Below are 21,835 nucleotides of genomic sequence, written 5' to 3' on the forward strand. Positions count from 1 at the left end.
CGGTTTTTGCTGCGCCGACTGCCCGGATCCGGACACCGGTGCCCGTCTGCGGTCAATACACCGCCCTCGCCGTCGCCCTCATGCCCGTGCGACGCTCTGGCACGCTAATTGCAATGGATAGCCGCAAGCACAACATTTATCTAATGAGCACATGGACCAACCCGTCAGCCAGGCCGCCACGCGGCGCCGCCGAAATATCCAGTTAGCCGCCGGCGCGGCGCTGCTGGCGACGCTGTGCGCGACCGCCTGGGGCATCAACCGCGCCGTCCGGCCCAGCGTCGGCGCCGCCGACATCCGCGTCGCCGAAGTCCATCGCGGCGCCATCGCCAACACCATCAGCGCCTCCGGCGTCGTGATCCCGGTCCACGAGGAGCTGGTATCGAGCCCGATCCAGACCCATGTCGCCAAGGTGCACGCCAAGCTTGGCCAGCAGGTCAAGGCCGGCGAGCTGCTGCTGCAGCTGGACGACCGCGCGATCCGCCTGGCCCTCGACGGCGTCAAGGAGCAGCTGGCGCAGCAGGACAACCGCATCCTCGCGCTGACGCTGGAGATGGAGCAGAAGCGCAAGCAGCTTGTCAGCAGCATCGAGCTGCTCGAACTGGACCTGCAAAGCACCCAGGTCAAGTGGCAGCGCTTCCAGACCCTGCGCAAGAGCGGCGCGGTGTCGGGCGAGGACATGCTGACGGCGGAACTGAACGTCAAGCGCACCGAGATCCAGTTGCGCCAGCAGCGCGAGCTGATCGAAGACGGCAAGCGCGCCACGCGCAGCAGCATCGACGGCACCCGCTTGCAGCAGGCGATACTGCGAAAGCAGCTGGCGCAGCAGGAAGCGCTGCTGGCCCAGGCCAGCGTGCGGGCGCCGTTCGCAGGCATGCTGACCGCGCTGATGGCCGAGGAAGGCGCCAGCGTCGCCACCGGCCAGCTGGTGGCCAAGGTCTCCGAATTGAACAACTACCGGGTCGAGGCCACGCTGTCGGACTTCCACGCGCGCTCGATCGAGACCGGGCAACAGGTGCGGGTCGAGCAGAACGGCAGGCAGCTGGCCGGCCGGGTCCAGACCATCCTGCCCGAAATCCAGAACGGCGCGATCAAGCTGCTGGTCGCGCTCGACCAGCCGAACGATCCGCAGCTGCGCAACAAGATGCGGGTCGACGTCAACATCGTCACCGAGCAGAAAACCGGCGCCCTGCTCATCGACGCCGGCGCCGCCTTCAATGGCCGCGGCCCGCAGGCGGCCTTCGCGGTCGACGGCGGCGTGGCGCGCAAACGCACTATCGACCTCGGCGCCGGCGACGGCAAGTCGGTCGAAATCCTCTCCGGCGCGCGTGCCGGCGAACGCCTCATCGTTTCCGACGTCGCCCGATTCAAGGACGTCGACACCCTTCGCATCTCCAACTGATTCCTTTCCACCGAAAGCCACCATGATCCAGCTAAAGAACGTCAGCAAAACCTACCGGACCGACAAGGTCGAAACCCTGGCGCTGAACGGCATCGACCTGCACGTCAAGAAGGGCGAATTCGTCGCCATGATGGGGCCTTCGGGCTGCGGCAAAAGCACGCTGCTCAACGTGATCGGCCTGCTCGACCGGCCAGGCGCCGGCGTCGTCAGCATCGACGACATCCCGCTCAAGTCCTACCGCGACAAGCAGGTGGCGCAGCTGCGCAACAGCACCTTCGGCTTCATCTTCCAGAGCTTTCACCTGATCCCCGACCTGCGCGTGATCGACAACGTCGAACTGCCGCTGCTGTATCGCACCATGGGCGCGGCCGCGCGGCGCCAGGCGGCGCGCGAAGCGCTCGAACGGGTCGGCCTGGGCGCGCGCATGGACCACTATCCGAACCAGCTGTCGGGCGGCCAGCAGCAGCGCGTGGCGATCGCGCGCGCGATGGTGGGCCGGCCGCAGGTGCTGCTGGCCGACGAGCCGACCGGTAACCTCGACAGCAAGATGGGCGCCGAGGTGATGGACATCCTGCTGTCGCTGAACGCCGAAGGCACCACCGTGGTGATGGTGACCCACGACGAGCGCGAGGCCAAGCTGGCCGGGCGCATCGTGCGCGTGTTCGACGGCCAGCTGGTCGCGTAAGGGGAAGCGCATGCTACGAAATTACCTGCTGACCGCATGGAACGTGTTCATGCGGCGCAAGCTGTTCACCGCGATTAACCTCTTGTGCATCGTGCTCACGCTGGTGGTGCTGATGGTGATCACCGCGCTGCTGGAGAACGCGATGTTCCCGCGCGGCGTCGAAGGCAAGAGCGAGCGCTTCCTGCAAGTGATGATGCTCGACGCGAGCGGACCGCACACCCGCATCAACAGCCCGCTCGGCTACAAGCTGATCGAAAAGTATCTCAAGCCGATGAAATCGGTCGAGACAGTGGCCATCACCAGCATGCCGCGCACCGTCGCGGTGTACCAGGACGGGCGCGTCAGCCAGCTCGAGATGCGCATGACCGACGCCGAGTACTGGAAGGTGCTCGATTTCACCGTGCTGGCCGGACGCGTTCTGAACGCCGACGACGTCGCGCACGGCCGCATGGCCGCCGTGATCAACGCCGCTACCGCGCACCAGCTGTTCGGCGCCGCCAGCGCGATCGGCCAGAAAATCAGCGTCGGCGGGCAGGTGTTCGACATCGTCGGCGTGGTCGCCAACGAGATGCACATCAACGCCTATGCCGACCTGTGGACGCCGGTGACGACTTCGCCTTCGTCCGACTATCGCGAGAAGTACACGGGCGATTTCACCGCCCTGCTGCTGGCGAAGGACAAGGCCGACCTGCCGCAGGTGCGGCGCGAAGTCGAGGCGATCGCCGCCGGCGCCCAGTTCGACGATCCGCGCGAAATCACCAAGATTCAGTTCTGGGCCGACAGCAAGGTCGACCTGTTCGCCCGCAACCTGCTCAACAACACGCGCACCGCCGCCTCGGGCGCCGGCACGCTGATTGCCATCATCAGCGCCTTCATGCTGCTGTTCATGGTGCTGCCCGCGCTGAACCTGGTGAACCTGAACACCGGCCGCATCATCGAGCGGCGCTCCGAAATCGGCGTGCGCAAGGCCTTCGGCGCCACCAGCGCGCAACTGGTGTGGCAGCTGATCGTCGAAAACATGCTGCTGTGCGCGGCCGGCGGTTTGCTCGGCCTCGCCTGCGCCAACGCCGCGCTGTGGTGGCTCGAGCACTCGGGCCTGATCCCCTACCTGAAGGTGGACATGAACCTGGCCATCTTCGGCTACGGCATGCTGCTCTCGCTCGTCTTCGGCCTGATGTCCGGCGTCATCCCCGCCTGGAAGATGTCGCGCCTCGATCCTGTCCACGCCCTGAAGGGAACCACCTGATGCTGCGCCACATGCTTAAACTGATCTGGAAGCGCAAATCGCGCAACCTGATGCTCACCGTCGAAATCCTGATCGCTTTCCTGATCGTGTTTGCGATCGCCGCGGTCGGCGCCCGCTTCCTGCAGCTGTACCGGATGCCGGTCGGCTTCGATGCGCAGGACGTCTGGTCCGTGCGCATGAGCAGCGGCGCGGATGGCGGGGCGAAGCTGGATCCGGCCGCCTACGACACCATCAAGCGCAGCCTCGAAGGCATGCCCGAAGTGCGCGGCGTGGCCTTCGCGACGTTCTCGCCTTACCGCATGCAGATCATGCGCACCGATTTTATCGCGCCGGGCGGCGGCGCGCGCGTCGATGCGGACATGCTGGACGCCAGCGACGACTACCTCCGCGTGGCCGGCATCAAGCTGGCCGAAGGCCGCTGGTTTTCCGCCCTCGACGACGGCGCGACGACGGTGCCGGTAGTGATCAACCGCAGCATGGCCGAGCGGCTGTTCCCCGGCCAGTCGGCCATCGGCAAGCAGTTCACCGACAGCGAACCGGACGCCAAGGAAAAACGCATCTTGAAAGTCACCGGCGTGACCGAGGCGTTCCGCAGCCAGGGCGAGCTGATGACGCCGCGTCACTTCATCTTCATGCGCTTCGTGCCAGCAACGCACAAACGCGGGGTCAACACGATCCTGCTGAAGGTCAGGGCGGGCACCGCGCGCATTTTCGAGCAGGCCTTGAACAGCAAGCTTAAACTGATCCGCAGCGACCTCAGTTACGAGATCACTCCGCTGTCGGAGCTGCGCAGCTCCCTGATCAGGGCGCAGTTCACGCCGCTGATCGTGCTGGGCGTGATCGGCGCCTTCATGCTCGCGATGGTCGGCTTCGGGCTGTTCGGCGTGCTGTGGCAGAACACCACGCTGCGCATCCCCGAGATCGGCCTGCGCCGCGCCGTGGGCGCCACCAGCGCGATGATCTACCGCCAGATCATCGGCGAGCAGGTACTGCTCAGTTCTTTGGCGATGCTGGTGGCGCTGGCGCTGCTGGCGCAGCTGCCGCTGACAGGCGCGTTTGGCGACAGCATGAACTGGCAGGTCTTCGCCGCGGCGTCATTGGTGTCGATGGGCGTGATCTATCTGATATCCTTGCTGTGCTCCGTCTACCCGGGCTGGCGCGCCAGCCGGCTCACGCCGAACGAAGCGCTGCATGCAGAATAGCGAACCAAGGAACCTTGCAACAAAGATGATCGACTCACCCCGTACGCAGCGCATCCTGGTCGTCGACGACGACCAGGCGGTCCAGGTCTCGCTGGCACTCCTGTTGAAACAAGCCGGCTACCAGGCGCGCTGCTGCGACGACGCGCAGCAAGCCCTGGCGCTGCTCGTCGCCGAGCCGTTCGACCTGGTTTTGCAGGACATGAATTTTTCGCTGCAGACCAGCGGCGAGGAAGGCCTCGAACTGCTGGCGCGGATCAAGGAACGCCAGCCGCAGCTGCCGGTGCTCTTGATGACGGCGTGGGGCTCGATCGGCCTGGCCGTGAAAGGCGTCCAGGCCGGCGCCGCCAACTTCTTCACCAAGCCGTGGGACAACCTGCAGCTGGCGCAGCTGGTGGGCGCCACCCTGCAGGCGCAGGCGCCCTCGCCTTCGCGCATTACGCGCGCCTCGCTGGACGCCCAGTTCGATTTCGCAGGCATCGTCGGCGAGCATCCGAAGCTGCTGCGCGTGCTGTCGACCATCGGCCAGGTCGCGGCCACGCGCGCGCCAGTGCTGATCCTCGGCGAAAGCGGCACCGGCAAGGAGCTGGTGGCCGACGCGATTCATCGCAACAGCCCGCGGGCGGAAAAGGCGGCGGTCAAGATCAACATGGGCGCGATCACCCCGTCGCTGTTCGAGAGCGAGATGTTCGGCCACGTGCGCGGCGCCTTCACCGACGCCAGGGCCGACCGCAAGGGACATGTCGCCTGCGCCGACGGCAGCACCCTGTTCCTCGACGAGATCGGCGAGCTCAATCGCGCCGACCAGGTCAAGCTGCTGCGCGTGCTGCAGGACCAGCGCTACCAGCCGGTCGGCGCCAGCCGAAGCGAGCAGGCCGATATCCGCGTGGTCTCGGCCACCAACCAGGAGCTGGCCGAGCTGGTGGCGTCGGGCGACTTTCGCGAAGACCTGTTCTACCGCCTGAACCTGATCACGATCCGGCTGCCGCCATTGCGCGAACGGCGCAGCGACATTCCGCTGCTGGCCGCGCACATCGTCGCCAGCGTCGCCGCCAGCTACGGACTGGGCGAAGCGTCGATCACGCCGCAGGCCATGGAGTGGCTCAGCGCGCAGCCGTGGCCGGGCAATATCCGCCAGCTCAAACAAACGCTGGAACGCACCCTGCTGCTAGTCGGGAAAAGCCAGCTGACCCAGGCCGACTTCATCGCCGCCGGCCAGGTCGACGACGGCGCCGCAAACCGGCTGGGCGTGGACGGCATGACGCTGGAACAAGTCGAGCGCCACATGATCGAGGCGGCGATGGAACAGCACGCCGGGAACATCTCGCGCGTGGCAAAGGCGCTGGGCCTGTCGCGCACCGCGCTGTACCGCCGGCTCGAGCGCCATGGCTTCGGCGACGGCGCGGCTGAGGGCGACGCATGACGCTGCGGCGCCGGCTGCACGCCTATCTGCTCGCCATGCACCTGCTGTTCATCGGCGTGGCAGCGCTGCTATGGCTGCGCGACCCGCTGCTGTTCGTCGGCGCCGAACTGCTGCTGGTGGCCAGCCTCGCGCTGGGCTTTCGCCTGATCGCGCGCGCGCTCGAACCGCTCGCCTACACCCAGCGCTTCCACGACCTGCTGCAGGACCAAGATTACGCCGGGCGGCTGACTCGCACCGAGGTCCCGGAGCTCGACGAGCTGGTTGCGGTCTTCAACACCATGCTCGGCATGCTGTATCGCGAACGCCTGGAGATTGGCGAACAGCGCGGCTTCCTCGACCGCCTGCTCGAAGCGACGCCGGGCGCGGTGATTGTATTGGACTTCGACGGCGCGGTCAGCCTGGTCAACGCCAGCGCACTGGCGCTGCTGGAGCTGGATCGTCCGCAGGGCAAGCGGCTACCCGATTGCGGCAACGGCGACCGGTCGCGCGACCTGCTCGCCCAGCTCGACGCGCTGCCGCTCGGCGACAGCCGGTTGCTGACCGACCTTGACGGCCGCCGCTATCGCAGCCAGCGCGGCCAGTTCTTCGATCGCGGCTTCGCGCGCCACTTCCTGATGGTGGAGGAACTGACGGCGGAACTGGAGAGCTCGGAGCGCGCGACCTACGAGAAGCTGGTGCGGGTGCTGGCGCATGAAGTGAACAACACGGTGGCCGCCACCGGCTCGGTGCTCGACTCGCTGCTGTTCTACCGCGCGCAGCTGGCCGAGCGCGACGGCGTCGATTTCGCCACCGCGATCGATGCGGTCAAGCGGCGCAACGCCAGCCTGGGCGAATTCATCGAGCGTTTCACCCGCGTGGTCAAGATGCCCGAGCCGGAACTGCGCCCTGCCAGCATCAAGGACATCATGGACGATATCGTCTGGCTCAATCGCGAACACTGCAAGCGGCGCGGCATCCACATCGGCTGGACCCGCTGCGACGAGGTTGCGCCGCAGCCGATGGACAGCCAGCTGATGGAGCAGGCGCTGATCAACATCGTCAAGAACGCCATCGAAGCGGTCGAAGCGGGCAAGCGCGAAGGTGGCCATGTGCACCTGGCGCTGGCGGCCGATGCGGGCAGCGGCGCCACGCTGTCGGTGATCGATTCGGGCAACCAGCTGGGCCAAGTGCCGGCGCGCCAGCTGTTCATGCCGTTTTTCAGCACCAAGAAAGGTGGCCAGGGAATCGGCCTGATGTTTGTGCGCGAGGTGCTATCCCGCCACGGCTTCTCGTACAAGCTCGCGGCCGACGAAGGCGAAACCCGGTTCGATATCGGTTTCCCCGGTTAGCGATTGAGTGCGGGCCCCGTGTACTTCATCAGCAGTCCTTTCGGTCCGATCGCCCATCCGGTTACCGGCGAGGCGAATGCGACGGTGTTCATCGGCGTGCGATCGAGCGCGGTCCAGCTCCTGCCCGCGTCGAGCGTATAGCCCGATCCGGCCAGGCCGGCCGCCACAAAGCTCATTGGTGCGCCCTTCACCGGCATCACCACGGACATATAACCAGTCGGCAGGATCGACACCGGGGCCCAGGTCGCGCCGCCGTCTTCGCTGCGCGCGCCGTTGACTGCGGCGAGCGCCGGCTCCTTGTAGTCCCCGCCCGCGGCCAGCCCGAGGCGCGGATTGGCGAAGCCGACCGAAAAAGCGCCGCGCGCGGCCGAGCCGGCAGGGATCGGCAGCGACGCGGCCTGCCAGCTGGCGCCACGGTCGCTCGAATGGAATACGCGCGACGCCCTTGCGCCGCCGGTGACGATCCAGGCGTCGCTGGCGCCGGCCACCGACAGGCAGGTGCCGCTGGCGGCGAAGGCGCCCTCGTTCGCCAGCGCGTCGAGACCCTTGCCGTCCATCTGGCGCCAGGTCGCGCCGCCGTCCGACGTCACGTAGGTCTGGAAGCGGCCCTTGACCGGGTCGCCGAACAGGATGCCGTTATTCGCATCCCAGAACGCGATCGCGTCCCAGAAGCCTTCGGAGAACTGGTTGGTCGCCATCAGGCGCCAGGTCGCGCCGCCGTCGTCGGTGCGGTAGATGCGCGAGGCGGCGCCGGGGCCGGCGCTCATCACCAGCGCGGACTTTGCGTCGATGGCGTGGATGTCGCGGAAATCGAGCTTGTCGGCGTCCGGCACCTGCATCGCCTGCCAGTGCGCGCCGTCGGTGGTGCGCAGCACGGTGCCCCTGGCGCCGCTGGCCCAGGCCACGGTTTCGCTGACGACCGACAGGCCGCGCAGTTCGGCGGTGGTGCCGCTCGCCTCAACGCGCCATGGCTGGACCGGCGCCGCCGGCGGCAAAGGCGCGCAAGCGGAAAGGCTGGCAATCAGGAAGGGGATGCAGGCAAGGTCGCGGCGCATGAATAAACCTGTCGATGAATTGAGAAGCTCAGATCATACGATACAAAAGGGCCTGATCCAACGGGTCAGACCCGGTTTCACTGGGGCGTGTGCCAACCGCCGCCGAGGGACTGGATCAGCGCAACGGCGGTGGTCTGGCGATCGGCCTGCGCCTGCACCAGCGCACGCCGCGCCGACAGCGCCGTCGCCTGCGCCTGCACGACTTCGGTGTAGCTTACCTGCCCCGCCTTGTACCGGTTCAGCATCTGCTCTTCGACCAGGTTGGCCGCATCGGCCGCCTGGCGCCGCAATACGGTCTGCTGCGACAGCACGCGCGTGGCCGCCAGCTGGTCCTCGACATCGCCGAACGCCACCAGCACGGTCTGGCGATAGCGCGCCGTTGCCGCCTGCTGCGCCGCTTCCGCGCCGGCGACCGCGGCGCGGGTGGCGCCGCCGTTGAAGATCGACTGCGCGGCCGACAGGCCCAGCGACCATACCGCGTTCGAAACGCTGAACAGGTTCGCCACGCTGCTGCCGCCGGTGCCGTACGATCCGCTCAAGCCGATGTTCGGGTAGTACGCCGAACGCGCGATGCCGATCTGCTCGTTGGCTGCTGCGACGCGCCGTTCGGCCGCCGCGATGTCGGGACGCCGTTGGAGCAGCGCCGACGGCACGCCAACCGGCACGTCGGGAATGTTCGCTTGCCACGGCGCCACGGCCAGGGTGAAGTCGGCCGGCGCCTTACCCAGCAGGATCGCGATCGCATGTTCGAGCTGGGCTCGCTGGCGCACCAGCGTCAGGTCGTCGCTTTGCGCATTGGCCAGCTGGGTCTGCGCCTGCAGCACGTCGGACTTGGCGGCGATGCCCGCATTGAAGCGGTTCTGGGTGATCTGCAGCACGCGCTGGTAGCCCGCGATGGTCTGCGCCAGCAGCTCGCGCTGCGCATCGGTCTCGCGCAGCGTGAAGTAGTTGGCGGCCAGTTCGCCCTGGGCCGACAGGCGCGCCGCGGCCAGGTCGGCCGCGCTGGCCGCCGCGCTGGCGTTGGCGCCGTTGACGCCGGCGCGCAGGCGGCCCCACACGTCCGGCTCCCAGCTGCCTCCCAGCGTCAGGTGGTAGCGCTTGTCCGACGAGCCGGACGAACCGGGGCCGCCGCTCTTGTCGGCGCCGGCGTTGAGGGACAGGGTCGGGAACAGCGACGCGCGCTGCTGCTGCACCAGCGCCCTCGCCTGGGCGTAATTCGCGACGGCCGCCGCGACGTTCTGGTTGTTCACCTCGACGCTGCTGGCCAAATCGTTCAGCAGCGGATCGCGGAACAGCGTCCACCACGGGCCGCGGTCGAGCGTGTCGGCCGGGGCCGCGGGCTGCCAGGGTCCGGCCTCCTTGAATGCCGCCGGCTGCGGCGTCGACGGCAGCTTGTAGGCCGGGCCGACCGCGCAGCCGCTGAATAGGCCGGCTGCCAGCAGGCAGGCGGCGATGGTGGCGTGGCGTGGAGTCATAGGCTTGGTTCTCATGGTCAGGTTGGCGCCGGCACGCGGCTCAAGGCGCCTTCTTCGGGGCTGCGGCGGCGCAGTTTGTCGAGCAGGATGTAGACCACTGGGGTGGTCAACAGCGTGAGAAGCTGGCTGGCGATCAGGCCGCCGATGATGGCGATGCCGAGCGGCTGGCGCAGCTCCGATCCTTCGCCGAAGCCGATCGCCAGCGGCAAGGCGCCGAGGGCGGCGGCCATCGTCGTCATCAGGATCGGCCGGAAACGCAGCAGGCAGGCTTCGCGCACCGCTTCCACGGCGCTGAGTCCGCGCGAACGCTCCGCTTCCAGCGCAAAGTCGATGATCAGAATCGCGTTCTTCTTCACGATGCCGATCAGGAGGAACACGCCGATCAGCGCGATGATGGTGAACTCCATCTTGAACAGCAGCAGCGCAAGCACCGCGCCGACGCCGGCCGACGGCAGGGTCGAGAGCACCGTGATCGGATGCACCAGGCTTTCGTACAGGATGCCGAGCACGATGTAGATCACCACGATGGCCGCGAGAATCAGCAAGGGCTGCTGCTGGTTCGATTCCTGCGCCGCGCGCGCGGTCCCCTGGAAGCTGCCGCGCACATTGGTCGGCATGCCGATGTCGGCTTCGGCCTGGTGCACCGCGGCCTGGCCGTCGGCCAGGTTGCTGCCCTCGGCTAGGTTGTACGACACCGTGGTGGCCAGTTCGCCGTCCTGGTGGTTGACCGAGGTCGGCGTCGACTCTTCGGAGAAGTTGGCGATCGCCGACAGCGGCACCATCGCAGTCGCCGCCCCGGACAGCGCCTGTCCGCTGGAAGGATCGCGCGCCGCCGTCAGGTTCGCCGGCGCGCCGGTCGATGCGGCTGTGGCCCTGGACGGCACGTAGACGTCGCGCAGCGCTTCCGGCGTCTGCGCGTATTCCTTGGCCACGCCCATGATCACGTGATACTGGTTCAGCTCATCGTAAATGGTGGCGACCTGGCGCTGGCCGAAGCCGTTGTACAGCGCGTTGTCGACGTCGCGCGTGGAGATCCCGAGCCGCGTGGCGCTGTCCTTGTCGATCTTGACGAACGTCTCGACGCCGTTCTCGGCCTGGTCGGTGTCGACGTCCACCAGCGCCGGCTGGCGTTTCATCGCGTCGGCCAGCTTGGCAGCCCACAGTTTCAGGTCGGCGCGGTTGTCGCTCTTGAGGGTGTACTGGTAGCTCGAATTGGACTGGCGCCCGCCCATGCGCAGGTCCTGCACCGGATTGAGAAAGATCGACACGCCGGTGACCCGGGCCAGCTTCGGCCGCAGGCGCGCGATGACCGCCTGTCCGGCATCGCCCTTGGCGCGTTCCGACGCGGGCTTCAGGTTGATGAACATGAAGCCGCCGCCGGCGCGCGAACCGCCGGTGAAGCCGACCACGGTCGCCACGGCGGGGTCGCTCTTGATGATATTGACCAGCTGGCGCAGCTTGCCCTGCATCGCCTGGAACGAGATCGACTGGTCGGCGCGTAGGCCGCCGTTGATCTGCCCCGTGTCCTGCTGCGGGAAGAAGCCCTTGGGCGCGGCCGAGAACAGGTAGACGTTCAGGCCGACCACGAAGGCCAGGATCAGCATCACCAGCAGCTTACTGTGCAGCGCCCAGTCGAGCGAATGCTCGTAACCCTTCAGCACCTTGTCGAAGCCGCGCTCGGCCCACTGCGCCAGCTTGCCCGGCTTGCGTTCGATGCCACCCTTCTTCAACAGCCAGGCGCACATCATCGGGGTGGTGGTGAGCGAAATCACCAGCGAGATCATGACCGCAGCCGACAGCGTCACGGCAAATTCGCGGAACAGCCGCCCGACCTGGCCGCCCATGAACAGCAGCGGGATGAACACCGCCACCAGCGACAGGCTGATCGACAGCACCGTGAAGCCGACTTCGCGCGCGCCCAGCAGCGCCGCCTTCATGCGGTCCATGCCGTCCTCGATGTGGCGGCTGGTGTTTTCCAGCACGACGATGGCGTCGTCGACGACGAAGCCGGTGGCCACGGTCAGCGCCATCAGCGACAGGTTGTTCAGGCTGAATCCGAGCAGGTACATCACGCCGAAGGTGCCGAGCAGCGAGACGATGGTGGCGACCGCCGGAATGATGGTGGCGCGCACGCTGCGCAGGAACACGCTCACGACCAGGACCACCAGCAGGATCGAGATCATCAGCGTCATCTCGATTTCGTGCAGCGAGGAGCGGATCGAGTTGGTGGAGTCGGATGCGACTTCGATTTTCACGTCGGCCGGCATCTGCGCCTGCAGGGTTGGCAGCAAGGCGCGCACGCCGTCGACGGTGTCGATCACGTTGGCGCCGGGCTGGCGCGTGACAAGCACGATGACCGCCGGCTCACCGTTGAACAGGCCGAGCGTGTTGACGTTTTCGACGCCGTCGGTGACCGCGGCCACGTCCTGCAGGCGGATCGCGGCGCCGTCGCGCCAGGCGACGACCATGCTGCGGTAGTCGGCGGCGCTGCGCCCGCCGCTGGCGCCGGCCGCCTGCGAATAAATCTGCAGGCGCTTGCCGTTGCCTTCGATCGCGCCTTTCGGGCGGTTGGCGTTGGTGGCCTGGATCGCAGCGCGCACGTCCTCGGTCGAGACACCGTACTTGTTCAGCGCATACGGCAGCAGGTCGACCCGCACCGCCGGAAGCGAGCCGCCGCCGATCTCGACGTCGCCCACGCCCTGCACCTGCGCCAGCTTCTGCTGCACCAGGTTGGACACGGTTTCGTAGATCTGGCCGGGCGTGCGGGTCTTCGACGTCAGCGCCAGGATGATGACCGGCGCGTCGGACGGATTGGCCTTGCGGTAGGTCGGGTTGCTGCGCAGGGTCGACGGCAGGTCGGCGCGCGAGGCGTTGATGGCAGCCTGCACTTCGCGCGCGGCCGAATCGATCTTGCGGTTCAGGTCGAACTGCAGGCTGACGCGGGTCGAGCCGCTGCCGCTGTTCGAGGTCATCTCGTTGACGCCGGCAATGACGCCCAGGCGCCGCTCCAGCGGCGTGGCGACGCTGCTGGCCATCGTGTCCGGACTGGCGCCCGGCAGCGAGGCCGATACCGAGATGGTCGGATAGTCCACTTGCGGCAGCGGCGACACCGGCAGCACGAAGAACGCGCCGATGCCGGCCAGCGCGATCCCAAGAGTCAGCAGCACAGTGGCGATCGGGCGCCGCACGAATGGCTGCGACAGGTTCATGCCGCCGCCTCTCCCCGCTTGGCCGAAGCGCGCGCCTCGACGCGGCGCGCCAGGCGGTCGAAGCCGAGATAGATCACCGGCGTCGTGAACAGCGTGAGCAGCTGGCTGACGATCAGGCCGCCGAAGATGGCCAGGCCCAGCGGACGGCGCAGTTCGGCGCCCTCGCCCCAGCCCAGCATCAGCGGCACGGCGGCGAACAGCGCGGCCAGCGTCGTCATCAGGATCGGTCGGAAGCGCAGCATCGCGGCTTGGTGGATCGCCTCGCGCGGCGCCATGCCTTCATCGCGCTCGGCCTCGATCGCGAAGTCGATCATCATGATCGCGTTCTTCTTGACGATGCCGATCAGGAGGATGATGCCGATGATGCCGATCACGCCCAAGTCCTGGCCGAAGATGATCAGCGCCAGCAGCGCGCCGACGCCGGCCGACGGCAATGTCGAGAGAATCGTCAGTGGGTGAATGTAGCTCTCGTACAGCACGCCGAGCACGATATAGACGCACACCACGGCGGCCAGGATCAGCCACAGCTGGTTCGACAGCGAGGCCTGGTAGGCGCCGGAAGCGCCGAGGAAGGTCAGGCTGACCGACGCCGGCAGCTTGATCTCCCTGGAGGCGGCCTTGATCGAATCGACCGCGGTGCCGAGCGAGACGCCGGGCGCCGTGTCGAAGCCGATTGTGGTGGCCGGATACTGCGCGACGTGGGTGACCTGCAGCGGCGCCGGCTGCTCGGTGATGGTGGCGATGGCTTCGAGCGGGGTCGGCTTGCCCGAGCCGGTCTTGATCGGCAGGCGCTTGAGCGCTTCGATCGACATGCCGGCGTCGCGCTTCGCTTCCAGGATCACTCGGTACTGGTTGGTCTCGGTGAAGATGGTCGAGACGATGCGCTGGCCGAAGGCGCTGTACAGCGCGTCGTCGATATTGGCGGCGGTGACGGACAGGCGCGAGGCGCTGTCGCGGTCGATGCTGACGAAGGCCGCCACCCCGGTGGCGCCAGCGTCGGTGACGACGTTGCGCACCTTGGCGTCGTTCTGCAAATGCGCCACCAGCTTGCCGGCCCACTCGTTGACGCTGGCGTTGTCGGCGCCCTCGATCGACACGCGGTATTGGGTCGGACCGGTTTCGGCGTCGATGGTCAGGTCCTGGGTCGGCTGCAGGTACAGCGTGACGCCGGCGATCTGCGCCACACGGTTGCGCAGGCGCGCCATGATCGCTTCCTGGTCGCTGCTTCGCTTGTCCTTCAGGTTGATCAGCATGCGGCCGGTGTTGAGCATGGTGTTGTTGGCGGCATCCACGCCGACGTTGGAGCTGAGCGAAAGGACGTCCGGATCGTCCAGGATGACTTTCGCCGCCGCCTGCTGCAGCTCGGCCATGCCGTCGTACGAAATCGCCTGGCGCGCTTCGACGCGCGCCTGCAGCTGGCCGGTGTCCTGGGTCGGGAACAGGCCTTTGGGGATGAACAGGTACAGCAGCACGGTCAGTATCAGCGTGACCAGCGCGACGATCAGGGTCAGGCCCTGGCGCTCGAGCACCCAGTTCAGCGCGCCGTCGTAGCGGTGGATCACGCCGTCGAAGAAGGCCTGGGTCTTCACCGCCAGCTTGTTCGGTTTTTCGTCCTCGTGGCTGCGCAGCCAGCGCGCCGACATCATCGGCACCAGGGTCAGCGACACCACTGCTGAAATCAGGATGGTGATCGCCAGCGTCACGGCGAACTCGCGGAACAGGCGGCCAACCACGTCGCCCATGAACAGCAGCGGAATCAGCACCGCGATCAGCGACACGGTCAGCGAGATGATCGTGAATCCGATCTGCGCCGCGCCCTTGATGGCGGCCGCCATCGGCTTCTCGCCCTTCTCGATGTAGCGCGAGATGTTCTCGATCATGACGATGGCGTCGTCGACGACGAAGCCGGTGGCGATCGTCAGCGCCATCAGCGACAGGTTGTTCAGGCTGTAGCCGAGCAGGTACATCGCGCCGAAGGTGCCGATCAGCGAGATCGGCACCGACAGGCTGGCGATCACGGTGGCGCGCACGCTGTGCAGGAAGGCGAAGATCACCAGCACCACCAGCACGACGGCCAGCACCAGCTCCATCTCGACGTGGGACACCGAGGCGCGGATGCCGGTGGTGCGGTCGGTCAGCACGTCGAGGCGCAGCGCGGCCGGCAGGCCCGCCTGCAGTTCGGGCAGGCGGGCCTTGATCGCGTCGACGGTGGCGATGACGTTGGCGCCGGGCTGGCGCTGCACGTTCAGGATGATCGCGGGCTTCAGGCCGGACCATGCGGCCAGCTTGACGTTTTCGGCGCTGTCGACCACCTGAGCCACGTCGGTCAGGCGTATCGGGGAGCCGTTCTTGTAGGCGACGATCAGGTTCTTGTAGTCGGGGACGGCGAGGAGCTGGTCGTTGGCGTTGATCGAATAGGAGCGAGTCGGACCGTCGAAGCTGCCCTTGGCGCTGTTGGCGTTGGCCGCGGTGATCGCGGTCCTCAGCGTGTCGAGGCCGAGGCCGTACGATGCGAGCGCTTCGGTGTCGGCCTGGATGCGCACGGCGGGACGCTGGCCGCCCGACAGCGTGACCAGGCCGACGCCGGTGACCTGGCTGATCTTCAGCGCGAGGCGCGTGTTGACCAGGTTCTGCACCTCCGTCAACGGCACGGTGTCGGAGGTGATCGCCAGCGTCAGCACCGGCGCGTCGGCCGGGTTGACCTTGGCGTAGACCGGGGGCGCCGGCAGGTCGGTCGGCAGCAGCGATCCGCCGGCATTGATCGCGGCCTGCACCTCCTGCTCGGCGACGTCGAGGGTCTGGCCCAGGCTGAACTGCAGCGTGACGACGGAGACGCCCGAGGCGCTGGTGGAGCTCATGCGCGCGAGGCCGGCCATCTGGCCGAACTGGCGTTCGAGCGGCGCGGTGACGGTGCGCGCCATGACTTCGGGGCTGGCGCCGGGGTACAGGGTCTGCACCTGGATGGTCGGGAAGTCGACCTGCGGCAGCGCGGACAGCGGCAGGAACTTGAAGCCGACCAGGCCGGCCAGCACGATCGCCAGCATCAGCAGCGAGGTGGCGACCGGGCGCTGAATGAATGGGCCGGACGGACTCATGGCGACACCGATCGCATCAGCCTGTCGTTCCTGCGAAGGCAGGAACCCATGCTGAGCGCGAGTCGCCCGAGCGCATCTTCAGCATCCGCTGGGGCGACGGTTTCGAGGCTGGTGGAGCTAATCATTGCGCGGCGCCCTCGGGACGGCGGCGGCGGCGTTCGCCCTCGGCCGGAGCGGAAGCGGCGGGAGCCGAAGCAGCGGGGGCCGAAGCGGCTGGCGCGGCGCCTTCGGCGTTGCGTCGCCCGCCGCGGCGTCCGCCCTGCCCGCCCGCTGCCGGCTTGTCGCCCGGGAGGATGACCTTCGCGCCATCCTTCAGGCGGTCGGCGCCTTCGGTGATCACCTGTTCGCCAGCCGTCAGGCCGGTCTTGACCTGCACCTTGTCGACCGTCGCCTGGCCGCGCGTCACGGGACGCAGCGCGACCGTGCGCTCGGTCGCGTTCAGCACGTAGACGAAGTCGCCGGTGGAGCCGTGGCGCAGCGCCGTCACCGGCACCACCACCGCATCCTTGATGTTGCGCACCTCGAGCCGCAGGTTGACGAACTGGCTCGGGAACAGCTTGCCGTCGGCGTTAGTGAAGCGCGCCTTCGCCTTCACGGTGCCGGTCTGCACGTCGACCTGATTGTCGAGCGCGTTGAATTTGCCGCTGGCGAGATTGGTGGTGCGGGTGCGGTCCAGCGCGATGGCCGGCAGCGGCGCGCCCTCATGGATGCGCGCCTGCAGGTCCGGCACCTGGTCCTGCGGCACCGAGAATTCGACGTCGATCGGCGCCAGCTGCGTGATCACGGCAATGCCATTGGCGTCGCCGCTGCCGACCAGGTTGCCCATGTCGACCACGCGCAGGCCCACGCGGCCGCTGATCGGCGCTTTCACTTGCGTGTAACTTAGATTGAGCTTGGCCACGCCTTCGGAAGCGCGATCGGTCATCACGGTGCCTTCGAGCTGCTTGACCAGCGCCGCCTGGGTGTCCACCTCCTGGCGCGCGATCGAGTCCTGGGTCAGCAAGGTGCGGAAGCGTGCGAGCGTGACCTTGGCGCTTTCGAGCTGCGCTTCGTCGCGCTGGCGCTGGCCGGACGCCTGCAGCAGCGCCATCTCGAATGCGCGCGGGTCGATGGTGACGAGCACCTGGCCGGCCTTGACCAATTGGCCTTCGGTGAAATTGATCTTCTGGATCACGCCGGAGACTTGCGGGCGCACGGTGGCGGTGGCCGCCGCGGTGACGGTGCCCAGGGCGTCGAGCACGACCGGGATGTCGGCCTTTTCGGCCGTGGCGACGCCGACCGTGGTGGCTGGGGCGCCGCGGCCGCCAGGCCCGCCGCGGCCTCCTCCTCCGCCACCACCTCCACCCGGGCGCTGGCCGGCGGCGCCGGCGGCTGTGGGTTCGGTCGAAGCATGCGTCAGGTGCCAGGCGAGGTAGCCCAGGCCTGCCATCGCCAGCACGGCGATGATGCTGCCGATGATCCGGCCGCGCCGGCTATGGCGACGAGGGAGGGTTTTATCGGTAACGACGGGCGGGAGCTCCATGCTGATCCTTGGTCAAAAGCACAACAAATGTGACCAAACTGTAGCATGGGCACACGGTTCGGTATGTTTCGGACCGAACACTGTTCACGACAAAACCAGGGGGAAATGAGGGCAGGAAATACGGAGAAGATCGGCGAAACGCTGTGAATACAGGAGGCAGCCTCCGCCAGGGATGGGCTACATGACGTTACAAAGCTGCTACAACTCTGTCGCGCGTTGGCGGGAATTCGGGGTCAGGTCCGGCGGACCTGACCCCACTCTTAATACGGCAGCGCGCAGAGGCAGTGCGTTACGGCGGCGTACGGCTTTTTGCCGTCGGCCAGCTCGGACAGCCACGCCAGGTCGCGCGTGACATCCGTTACCGCCGCCGCCGGCAGGCCGGCCGGCATCAGCCCCAGCTTGACCTGCACGTTGAACATCTGCGCGGCCGACACGCCGAACATGCCCAGGAAATGCTCCACGGCCGAACTCTGGCGCTCGATGTAGGCCACCCGGTAGCCTGGCGCCAGCTTGGCGCGCGCCGCCGCCGACGTCAGCGCGTCGCCGTAGGTGCCGAGCCGGTCGACCAGCCCGCGCTCCTTGGCCTGCGCGCCGGTCCACACGCGTCCCTGCCCCACTTCGTCGATCTTCTCCGGCGTGGTCTTGCGCGCCAGCGCGGCCTTGGTCGTGAACTCGCTGTAAATATGGTTGATGCTGCTCTGGACCAGCTGGCCGAAGCGCGGGTCCATCGGCCGCAGCGGATTGTAGGCGTCGGCCAGCCAGGTCGTCGTCGTGCCGGCGGTGTGGATGCCCAGCTTGTCGACCACCTTCTCGGCCGTCGGCAGGATCGCGAACACGCCGATCGAGCCGGTGATGGTGGCCGGATCGGCGATCACTTCGTCGGACGCCATCGAGATCCAGTAGCCGCCCGATGCGGCCACGTTGCCCATCGAGACCACCACCGGCTTGCCGGCAGCGCGCGTCAGTTCCAGCTCGCGCCTGATCAGCTCCGAGCCGAAGGCGCTGCCGCCGGGCGAGTCGACGCGCAGCACGATGGCCTTGATCTGTTCGTCCTCGCGCGCGCGGCGAATCAGCTCTGACGTCGATTTGCCGCCGATGGCGCCCGGTCCCGCGGTGCCGTCGGTGATGTCGCCCGACGCGACGATCACGCCGACCGCGTCGCCGAACAGCTTGGGACGATGGCGCCCGACGTAGTCGTCGAAGCTCACCTGGCGGAAGGTTTTGCCTTCGAGGTCGGGCACGCCGCGCTTGATCATCATGGCGCGCAGCTCGTCGCGCGTCTTCAGGCCGTCGACCAGCTTCGCGTCCAGCACCAGCCTGGCGGCGTCGCCCTTGGCGTCTTCCATCAGCTTGGGCAGGTTGTTGATCATCGTGTTGACGGCGCCGGCCGGCAGCTTGCGCTGCTGCTCGACCTGCGCGGTGTAGCCGTCCCACAGCGCGTTGTACAGGAAGGACTCGGCCTCGCTGGCCGCGTCCGACGGACCGTTGCCGATGTACGGCTCGGCGAAGCTCTTGTAGGTGCCGACCTTCATCAGGTTGACGGTAACGCCGACCTTGTCGAGCGCGTCGCGGTAGTAATTGCGGTGGCGGCCGAAGCCCTTGATGTTCAACACGCCCATCGGGTGCAGGTAGACCTCGCTGGCGTGCGAGGCGACCAGGTACTGGCGCTGGTCGTAGTTGTTGGCCCAGGCGATGACGGGCTTCCTGGCGGCCTTGACGCGGTCGACCGCGGCGCCCACTTCGTTGAGCATCGCCATGCCGGCGCCGTCCATGTCCTCGAGCAGCAGCACCACGCTGCCGATCGCGTCGTCTTTGGCCGCGTTGTCGAGCGCCGTCAGGACGTCGCGCAGCTGGACGGTGCGCTTGACGTCGCCGCCGCCGACATTGGCCAGCAGCGCGTCGCGCACGTTGCCGCTGCTTTGTTCAACCATCGTGCCTTTGACGTCGAGCACCAGCGCGGTCTTCGGCACCAGCGGCTTGACGCCGCCGCCGAACATCGCCACCACGATGAAGATGACGATGGCGAGGAAAATCAGGTTGAGCAGCGTGCGGCGCGTGGCGTCGATGAAGCGCCAGAACATGCCGAAACCGCGGCGCAGGGAAGTCATGGGTTTGAAGGACATCGGGACTCCGGCATTGGGTTAGGTGGAACAGCTGTCACTGTAAAGGATAAACGTCAGGCCGGCGCGGCGACCGGTTCCAGCTTTTCCGGCCGCGAAATCGCCCACAGGCCGGCAAACACCAATATGCCATTGACCATCAACAGTTCAAGCCCCAGGCGATAAGTTCCGAACAGTTGCTCCTGATAAAGCTCAAGCAAGGCGCAGATCACCGGCGCGCCGATGGTGATGAACGGGACCAGACGGTCGTTCAGGGTGCGGCGGGTCAGGATGCCGAAGCCGAACAGGCCGAGCAAGGGACCGTAGGTGTAGGCCGCCAGTTTCAGGATCACGCCGATCATGCTGGCATTGTCGACCCATTTGAACACCAGCACCAGCAGCAGGAACACCGCCGCGAAGCCGAGGTGGACGCGCTGGCGCCACTTCACCTTCTGCGCCTCGGTCAGGTCGTCGCGCCGCTTGATGCCCAGCAGGTCGATGCAGACGGTCGAGGTCAGCGCGGTGATGGCGCCGTCGGCGCTGGGGAACAGCGCGGAGACCAGCGCGATCAGGAAGATCACCTGCACCGCGGCCGGCAGGTGGCCGGTGACGATGGCCGGGAACAGCTGGTCGCCCTGGGCGGTCACCCCGACCAGCGGCGCGTACAGGTGCAGCAGGCCGCCGAGGAACAGGAACAGCGACAGCACGATCACCAGCACCACGGTCAGGCTGAGCAGGTTTTTCTGCGAATCGGCCAGGGTCTTGACCGAGATGGTCTTCTGCATCATCTCCTGGTCCATGCCGGTCATGGTCAGCACGATGAAGGCGCCGGCCACGACCTGCTTGAGCCAGAAACTCGGGCTGTCGGGCGCGGTGGTGAAGATGCGCGACAGGCCGCGTGCGTCCATCTGCGCCAGGCTGGCGCCGACCGACAGGTCCAGCTGGCCGAGCAGGTACACCACGCAGGCGACCAGGCCGATCAGCATGCAGGTGGTCTGCAAGGTGTCGGTCCAGACGATGGTCTTGACGCCGCCCTGGTAGGTGTAGATCAGGATCATGCCGAGGATGACCAGGGTGGTCAGCCAGAACGGCACGCCCAGGCTGTCGAGGATGATCACCTGCAGGATGTTGACGACCAGGTACAGGCGCGCGGTGGCGCCCAGCAGGCGCGACAGGATGAAGAACGAGGCGCCGCTCTGGTAGGCGCGGCGGCCCAGGCGCACGTCGAGGTAGTGATAGATCGAGGTGAGCTTCAGGCGGTAGTACAGCGGCAGCAGGATATAGGCGACGGCGATGTAACCGAACACGTAGCCGAGCAGGATCTGGCCGTAGCCGAAGCCGTCGCGGCCGACCGCGCCGGGCACGCTGATGAAGGTGGCGCCCGACAAGGTGGTGCCGACCATGCCGAACGCGACCAGCATCCAGTTGCTGCTCTTGTTGCCGATGAAGAAACTGTCGTTGGTGGCGTTGCGGGAAGTGGCCCAGGCGACGCCGAGCAGCAGCGCGAAATAGGCGATCAGGATGCAAAAAAGTAAAACTGGAGACATAGGAATGGGGCAAAAGGATCAGGTCGCCAGCAATATACACCCATCGACGCCCCGGACCAACTTGCTACCACCCTGCCGTTGACGCCGGCGCTAGATTTCTTCGCCCCTGACCCGTTCGAACGGCCCGATGCACGCTTCCAGCGATTCGTTGGCGCACATCAGGAACAGATGGCCGGACGGATGAAACTTGAGGTAATTGGTCGCCTTGGTGCCGACCTTCATCACCTCGCCCGAACAATCCTGCTTGCCGTTGTCCTTGACGATCTTGTCGTCCAGCCGGTAGAAGCCTTTCTCGCTCGGTTTGTCGATGATCGCGAACTCGCTCTCCGACACTTCGTGCGCGCTGGTCACCAGGCTGGTGCCGTCGCTGCGAAACCGGTAAGTCTCGGAGCAGCGCCCGTCCGGCAAGGTCAGGCGCCACACGCCGATGATCGGATGATTCGACGCGGGCGGAGCAGCGCCCGCCCCCATGCACACCAAGGCCAGCGACAACCCCACTCCCGCAAGCGAACGCATGACGCACTCCTCAAGATGATCGTGTTTCCGACACCTT

Annotated in this window: 14 protein-coding genes; 6 read left to right on the forward strand and 8 right to left on the reverse strand. The window is 66.9% G+C overall.

The window, feature by feature from the left end; all coding sequences use genetic code 11:
• Positions 1-151 precede the first annotated feature (151 nt).
• Genes AC1D02_RS05515 through AC1D02_RS05540 form a run of 6 tightly spaced genes read left to right on the forward strand, consistent with a single transcriptional unit; the run spans position 152 to position 7,280 of the window.
• Entirely contained in the window at positions 152-1,399 is a 1,248-nt protein-coding gene (locus AC1D02_RS05515) for an efflux RND transporter periplasmic adaptor subunit (protein ID WP_477314533.1), read from the forward strand.
• A 22-nt stretch (positions 1,400-1,421) separates the two neighbouring features.
• The gene (locus AC1D02_RS05520; protein ID WP_477314535.1) at positions 1,422-2,084 is read left to right on the forward strand and encodes an ABC transporter ATP-binding protein; all 663 of its coding nucleotides are present in this window, start codon (positions 1,422-1,424) and stop codon (positions 2,082-2,084) included.
• A 10-nt stretch (positions 2,085-2,094) separates the two neighbouring features.
• Positions 2,095-3,330 (forward strand): ABC transporter permease, encoded by a 1,236-nt coding sequence (locus AC1D02_RS05525; RefSeq protein WP_477314537.1) that lies wholly within the window; start codon positions 2,095-2,097, stop codon positions 3,328-3,330.
• A gap of 11 nt (positions 3,331-3,341) precedes the next feature.
• Positions 3,342-4,532 carry an ABC transporter permease gene (locus tag AC1D02_RS05530; RefSeq protein WP_477314539.1) on the forward strand — a complete coding sequence of 397 codons (1,191 nt, stop codon included), beginning with the start codon at positions 3,342-3,344 and terminating at the stop codon, positions 4,530-4,532.
• Positions 4,533-4,557: 25 nt separating this feature from the next.
• Positions 4,558-5,952 carry a sigma-54-dependent transcriptional regulator gene (locus AC1D02_RS05535; protein WP_477314541.1) on the forward strand — a complete coding sequence of 465 codons (1,395 nt, stop codon included), beginning with the start codon at positions 4,558-4,560 and terminating at the stop codon, positions 5,950-5,952.
• Positions 5,949-7,280, forward strand: a complete 1,332-nt coding sequence (locus AC1D02_RS05540) for a sensor histidine kinase (protein WP_477314543.1) — start codon at positions 5,949-5,951, stop codon at positions 7,278-7,280. The genes AC1D02_RS05535 and AC1D02_RS05540 overlap by 4 nt, the downstream gene beginning before the upstream one ends.
• On the opposite strand, the gene AC1D02_RS05545 is transcribed toward AC1D02_RS05540, so the two are convergent.
• The 8 genes from AC1D02_RS05545 to AC1D02_RS05580 all read right to left on the reverse strand — a co-directional run bounded on the left by AC1D02_RS05545 (position 7,277) and on the right by AC1D02_RS05580 (position 21,798).
• The gene (locus tag AC1D02_RS05545) at positions 7,277-8,335 is read right to left on the reverse strand and encodes a WD40/YVTN/BNR-like repeat-containing protein (RefSeq protein WP_477314545.1); all 1,059 of its coding nucleotides are present in this window, start codon (positions 8,333-8,335) and stop codon (positions 7,277-7,279) included. The genes AC1D02_RS05540 and AC1D02_RS05545 overlap by 4 nt on opposite strands.
• Before the next feature lie 77 nt (positions 8,336-8,412).
• Positions 8,413-9,810, reverse strand: coding sequence for an efflux transporter outer membrane subunit (locus tag AC1D02_RS05550; protein ID WP_477314547.1), 1,398 nt, complete (start codon positions 9,808-9,810; stop codon positions 8,413-8,415).
• Between the two features lie 17 nt (positions 9,811-9,827).
• Positions 9,828-13,019 carry an efflux RND transporter permease subunit gene (locus AC1D02_RS05555; protein WP_477314549.1) on the reverse strand — a complete coding sequence of 1,064 codons (3,192 nt, stop codon included), beginning with the start codon at positions 13,017-13,019 and terminating at the stop codon, positions 9,828-9,830.
• Positions 13,016-16,114 carry an efflux RND transporter permease subunit gene (locus AC1D02_RS05560; protein WP_477314551.1) on the reverse strand — a complete coding sequence of 1,033 codons (3,099 nt, stop codon included), beginning with the start codon at positions 16,112-16,114 and terminating at the stop codon, positions 13,016-13,018. Before AC1D02_RS05560 ends, AC1D02_RS05555 begins: the two co-directional genes overlap by 4 nt.
• A gap of 121 nt (positions 16,115-16,235) precedes the next feature.
• The gene (locus tag AC1D02_RS05565) at positions 16,236-17,636 is read right to left on the reverse strand and encodes an efflux RND transporter periplasmic adaptor subunit (protein ID WP_477314553.1); all 1,401 of its coding nucleotides are present in this window, start codon (positions 17,634-17,636) and stop codon (positions 16,236-16,238) included.
• Between the two features lie 260 nt (positions 17,637-17,896).
• On the reverse strand, positions 17,897-19,759 hold the full coding sequence (gene sppA, locus AC1D02_RS05570; protein ID WP_477314555.1) for a signal peptide peptidase SppA: 1,863 nt from the start codon (positions 19,757-19,759) through the stop codon (positions 17,897-17,899).
• Positions 19,760-19,812: 53 nt separating this feature from the next.
• Positions 19,813-21,282, reverse strand: a complete 1,470-nt coding sequence (locus AC1D02_RS05575; RefSeq protein ID WP_477314557.1) for a sodium:solute symporter — start codon at positions 21,280-21,282, stop codon at positions 19,813-19,815.
• Between the two features lie 90 nt (positions 21,283-21,372).
• A complete protein-coding gene (locus tag AC1D02_RS05580; RefSeq protein ID WP_477314559.1) occupies positions 21,373-21,798 on the reverse strand; it encodes a hypothetical protein in 426 nt (141 codons plus the stop codon).
• Between the last annotated feature and the right edge of the window lie 37 nt (positions 21,799-21,835).

The sequence above is a fragment of the Massilia sp. P1_C10 genome (assembly GCF_056406475.1).

Bases quoted from the DNA above. Each gene is read 5' to 3' on its own strand.
- AC1D02_RS05520 (WP_477314535.1), top strand. From the start codon at position 1,422: ATGATCCAGCTAAAGAACGTCAGCAAAACCTACCGGACCGACAAGGTC.
- AC1D02_RS05530 (WP_477314539.1), top strand. From the start codon at position 3,342: ATGCTTAAACTGATCTGGAAGCGCAAATCGCGCAACCTGATGCTCACC.
- AC1D02_RS05515 (WP_477314533.1), top strand. From the start codon at position 152: ATGGACCAACCCGTCAGCCAGGCCGCCACGCGGCGCCGCCGAAATATC.
- AC1D02_RS05540 (WP_477314543.1), top strand. From the start codon at position 5,949: ATGACGCTGCGGCGCCGGCTGCACGCCTATCTGCTCGCCATGCACCTG.
- AC1D02_RS05575 (WP_477314557.1), bottom strand. From the start codon at position 21,282: ATGTCTCCAGTTTTACTTTTTTGCATCCTGATCGCCTATTTCGCGCTG.
- AC1D02_RS05580 (WP_477314559.1), bottom strand. From the start codon at position 21,798: ATGCGTTCGCTTGCGGGAGTGGGGTTGTCGCTGGCCTTGGTGTGCATG.
- sppA (WP_477314555.1), bottom strand. From the start codon at position 19,759: ATGTCCTTCAAACCCATGACTTCCCTGCGCCGCGGTTTCGGCATGTTC.
- AC1D02_RS05560 (WP_477314551.1), bottom strand. From the start codon at position 16,114: ATGAGTCCGTCCGGCCCATTCATTCAGCGCCCGGTCGCCACCTCGCTG.
- AC1D02_RS05535 (WP_477314541.1), top strand. From the start codon at position 4,558: ATGATCGACTCACCCCGTACGCAGCGCATCCTGGTCGTCGACGACGAC.
- AC1D02_RS05525 (WP_477314537.1), top strand. From the start codon at position 2,095: ATGCTACGAAATTACCTGCTGACCGCATGGAACGTGTTCATGCGGCGC.
- AC1D02_RS05555 (WP_477314549.1), bottom strand. From the start codon at position 13,019: ATGAACCTGTCGCAGCCATTCGTGCGGCGCCCGATCGCCACTGTGCTG.
- AC1D02_RS05545 (WP_477314545.1), bottom strand. From the start codon at position 8,335: ATGCGCCGCGACCTTGCCTGCATCCCCTTCCTGATTGCCAGCCTTTCC.
- AC1D02_RS05565 (WP_477314553.1), bottom strand. From the start codon at position 17,636: ATGGAGCTCCCGCCCGTCGTTACCGATAAAACCCTCCCTCGTCGCCAT.
- AC1D02_RS05550 (WP_477314547.1), bottom strand. From the start codon at position 9,810: ATGACTCCACGCCACGCCACCATCGCCGCCTGCCTGCTGGCAGCCGGC.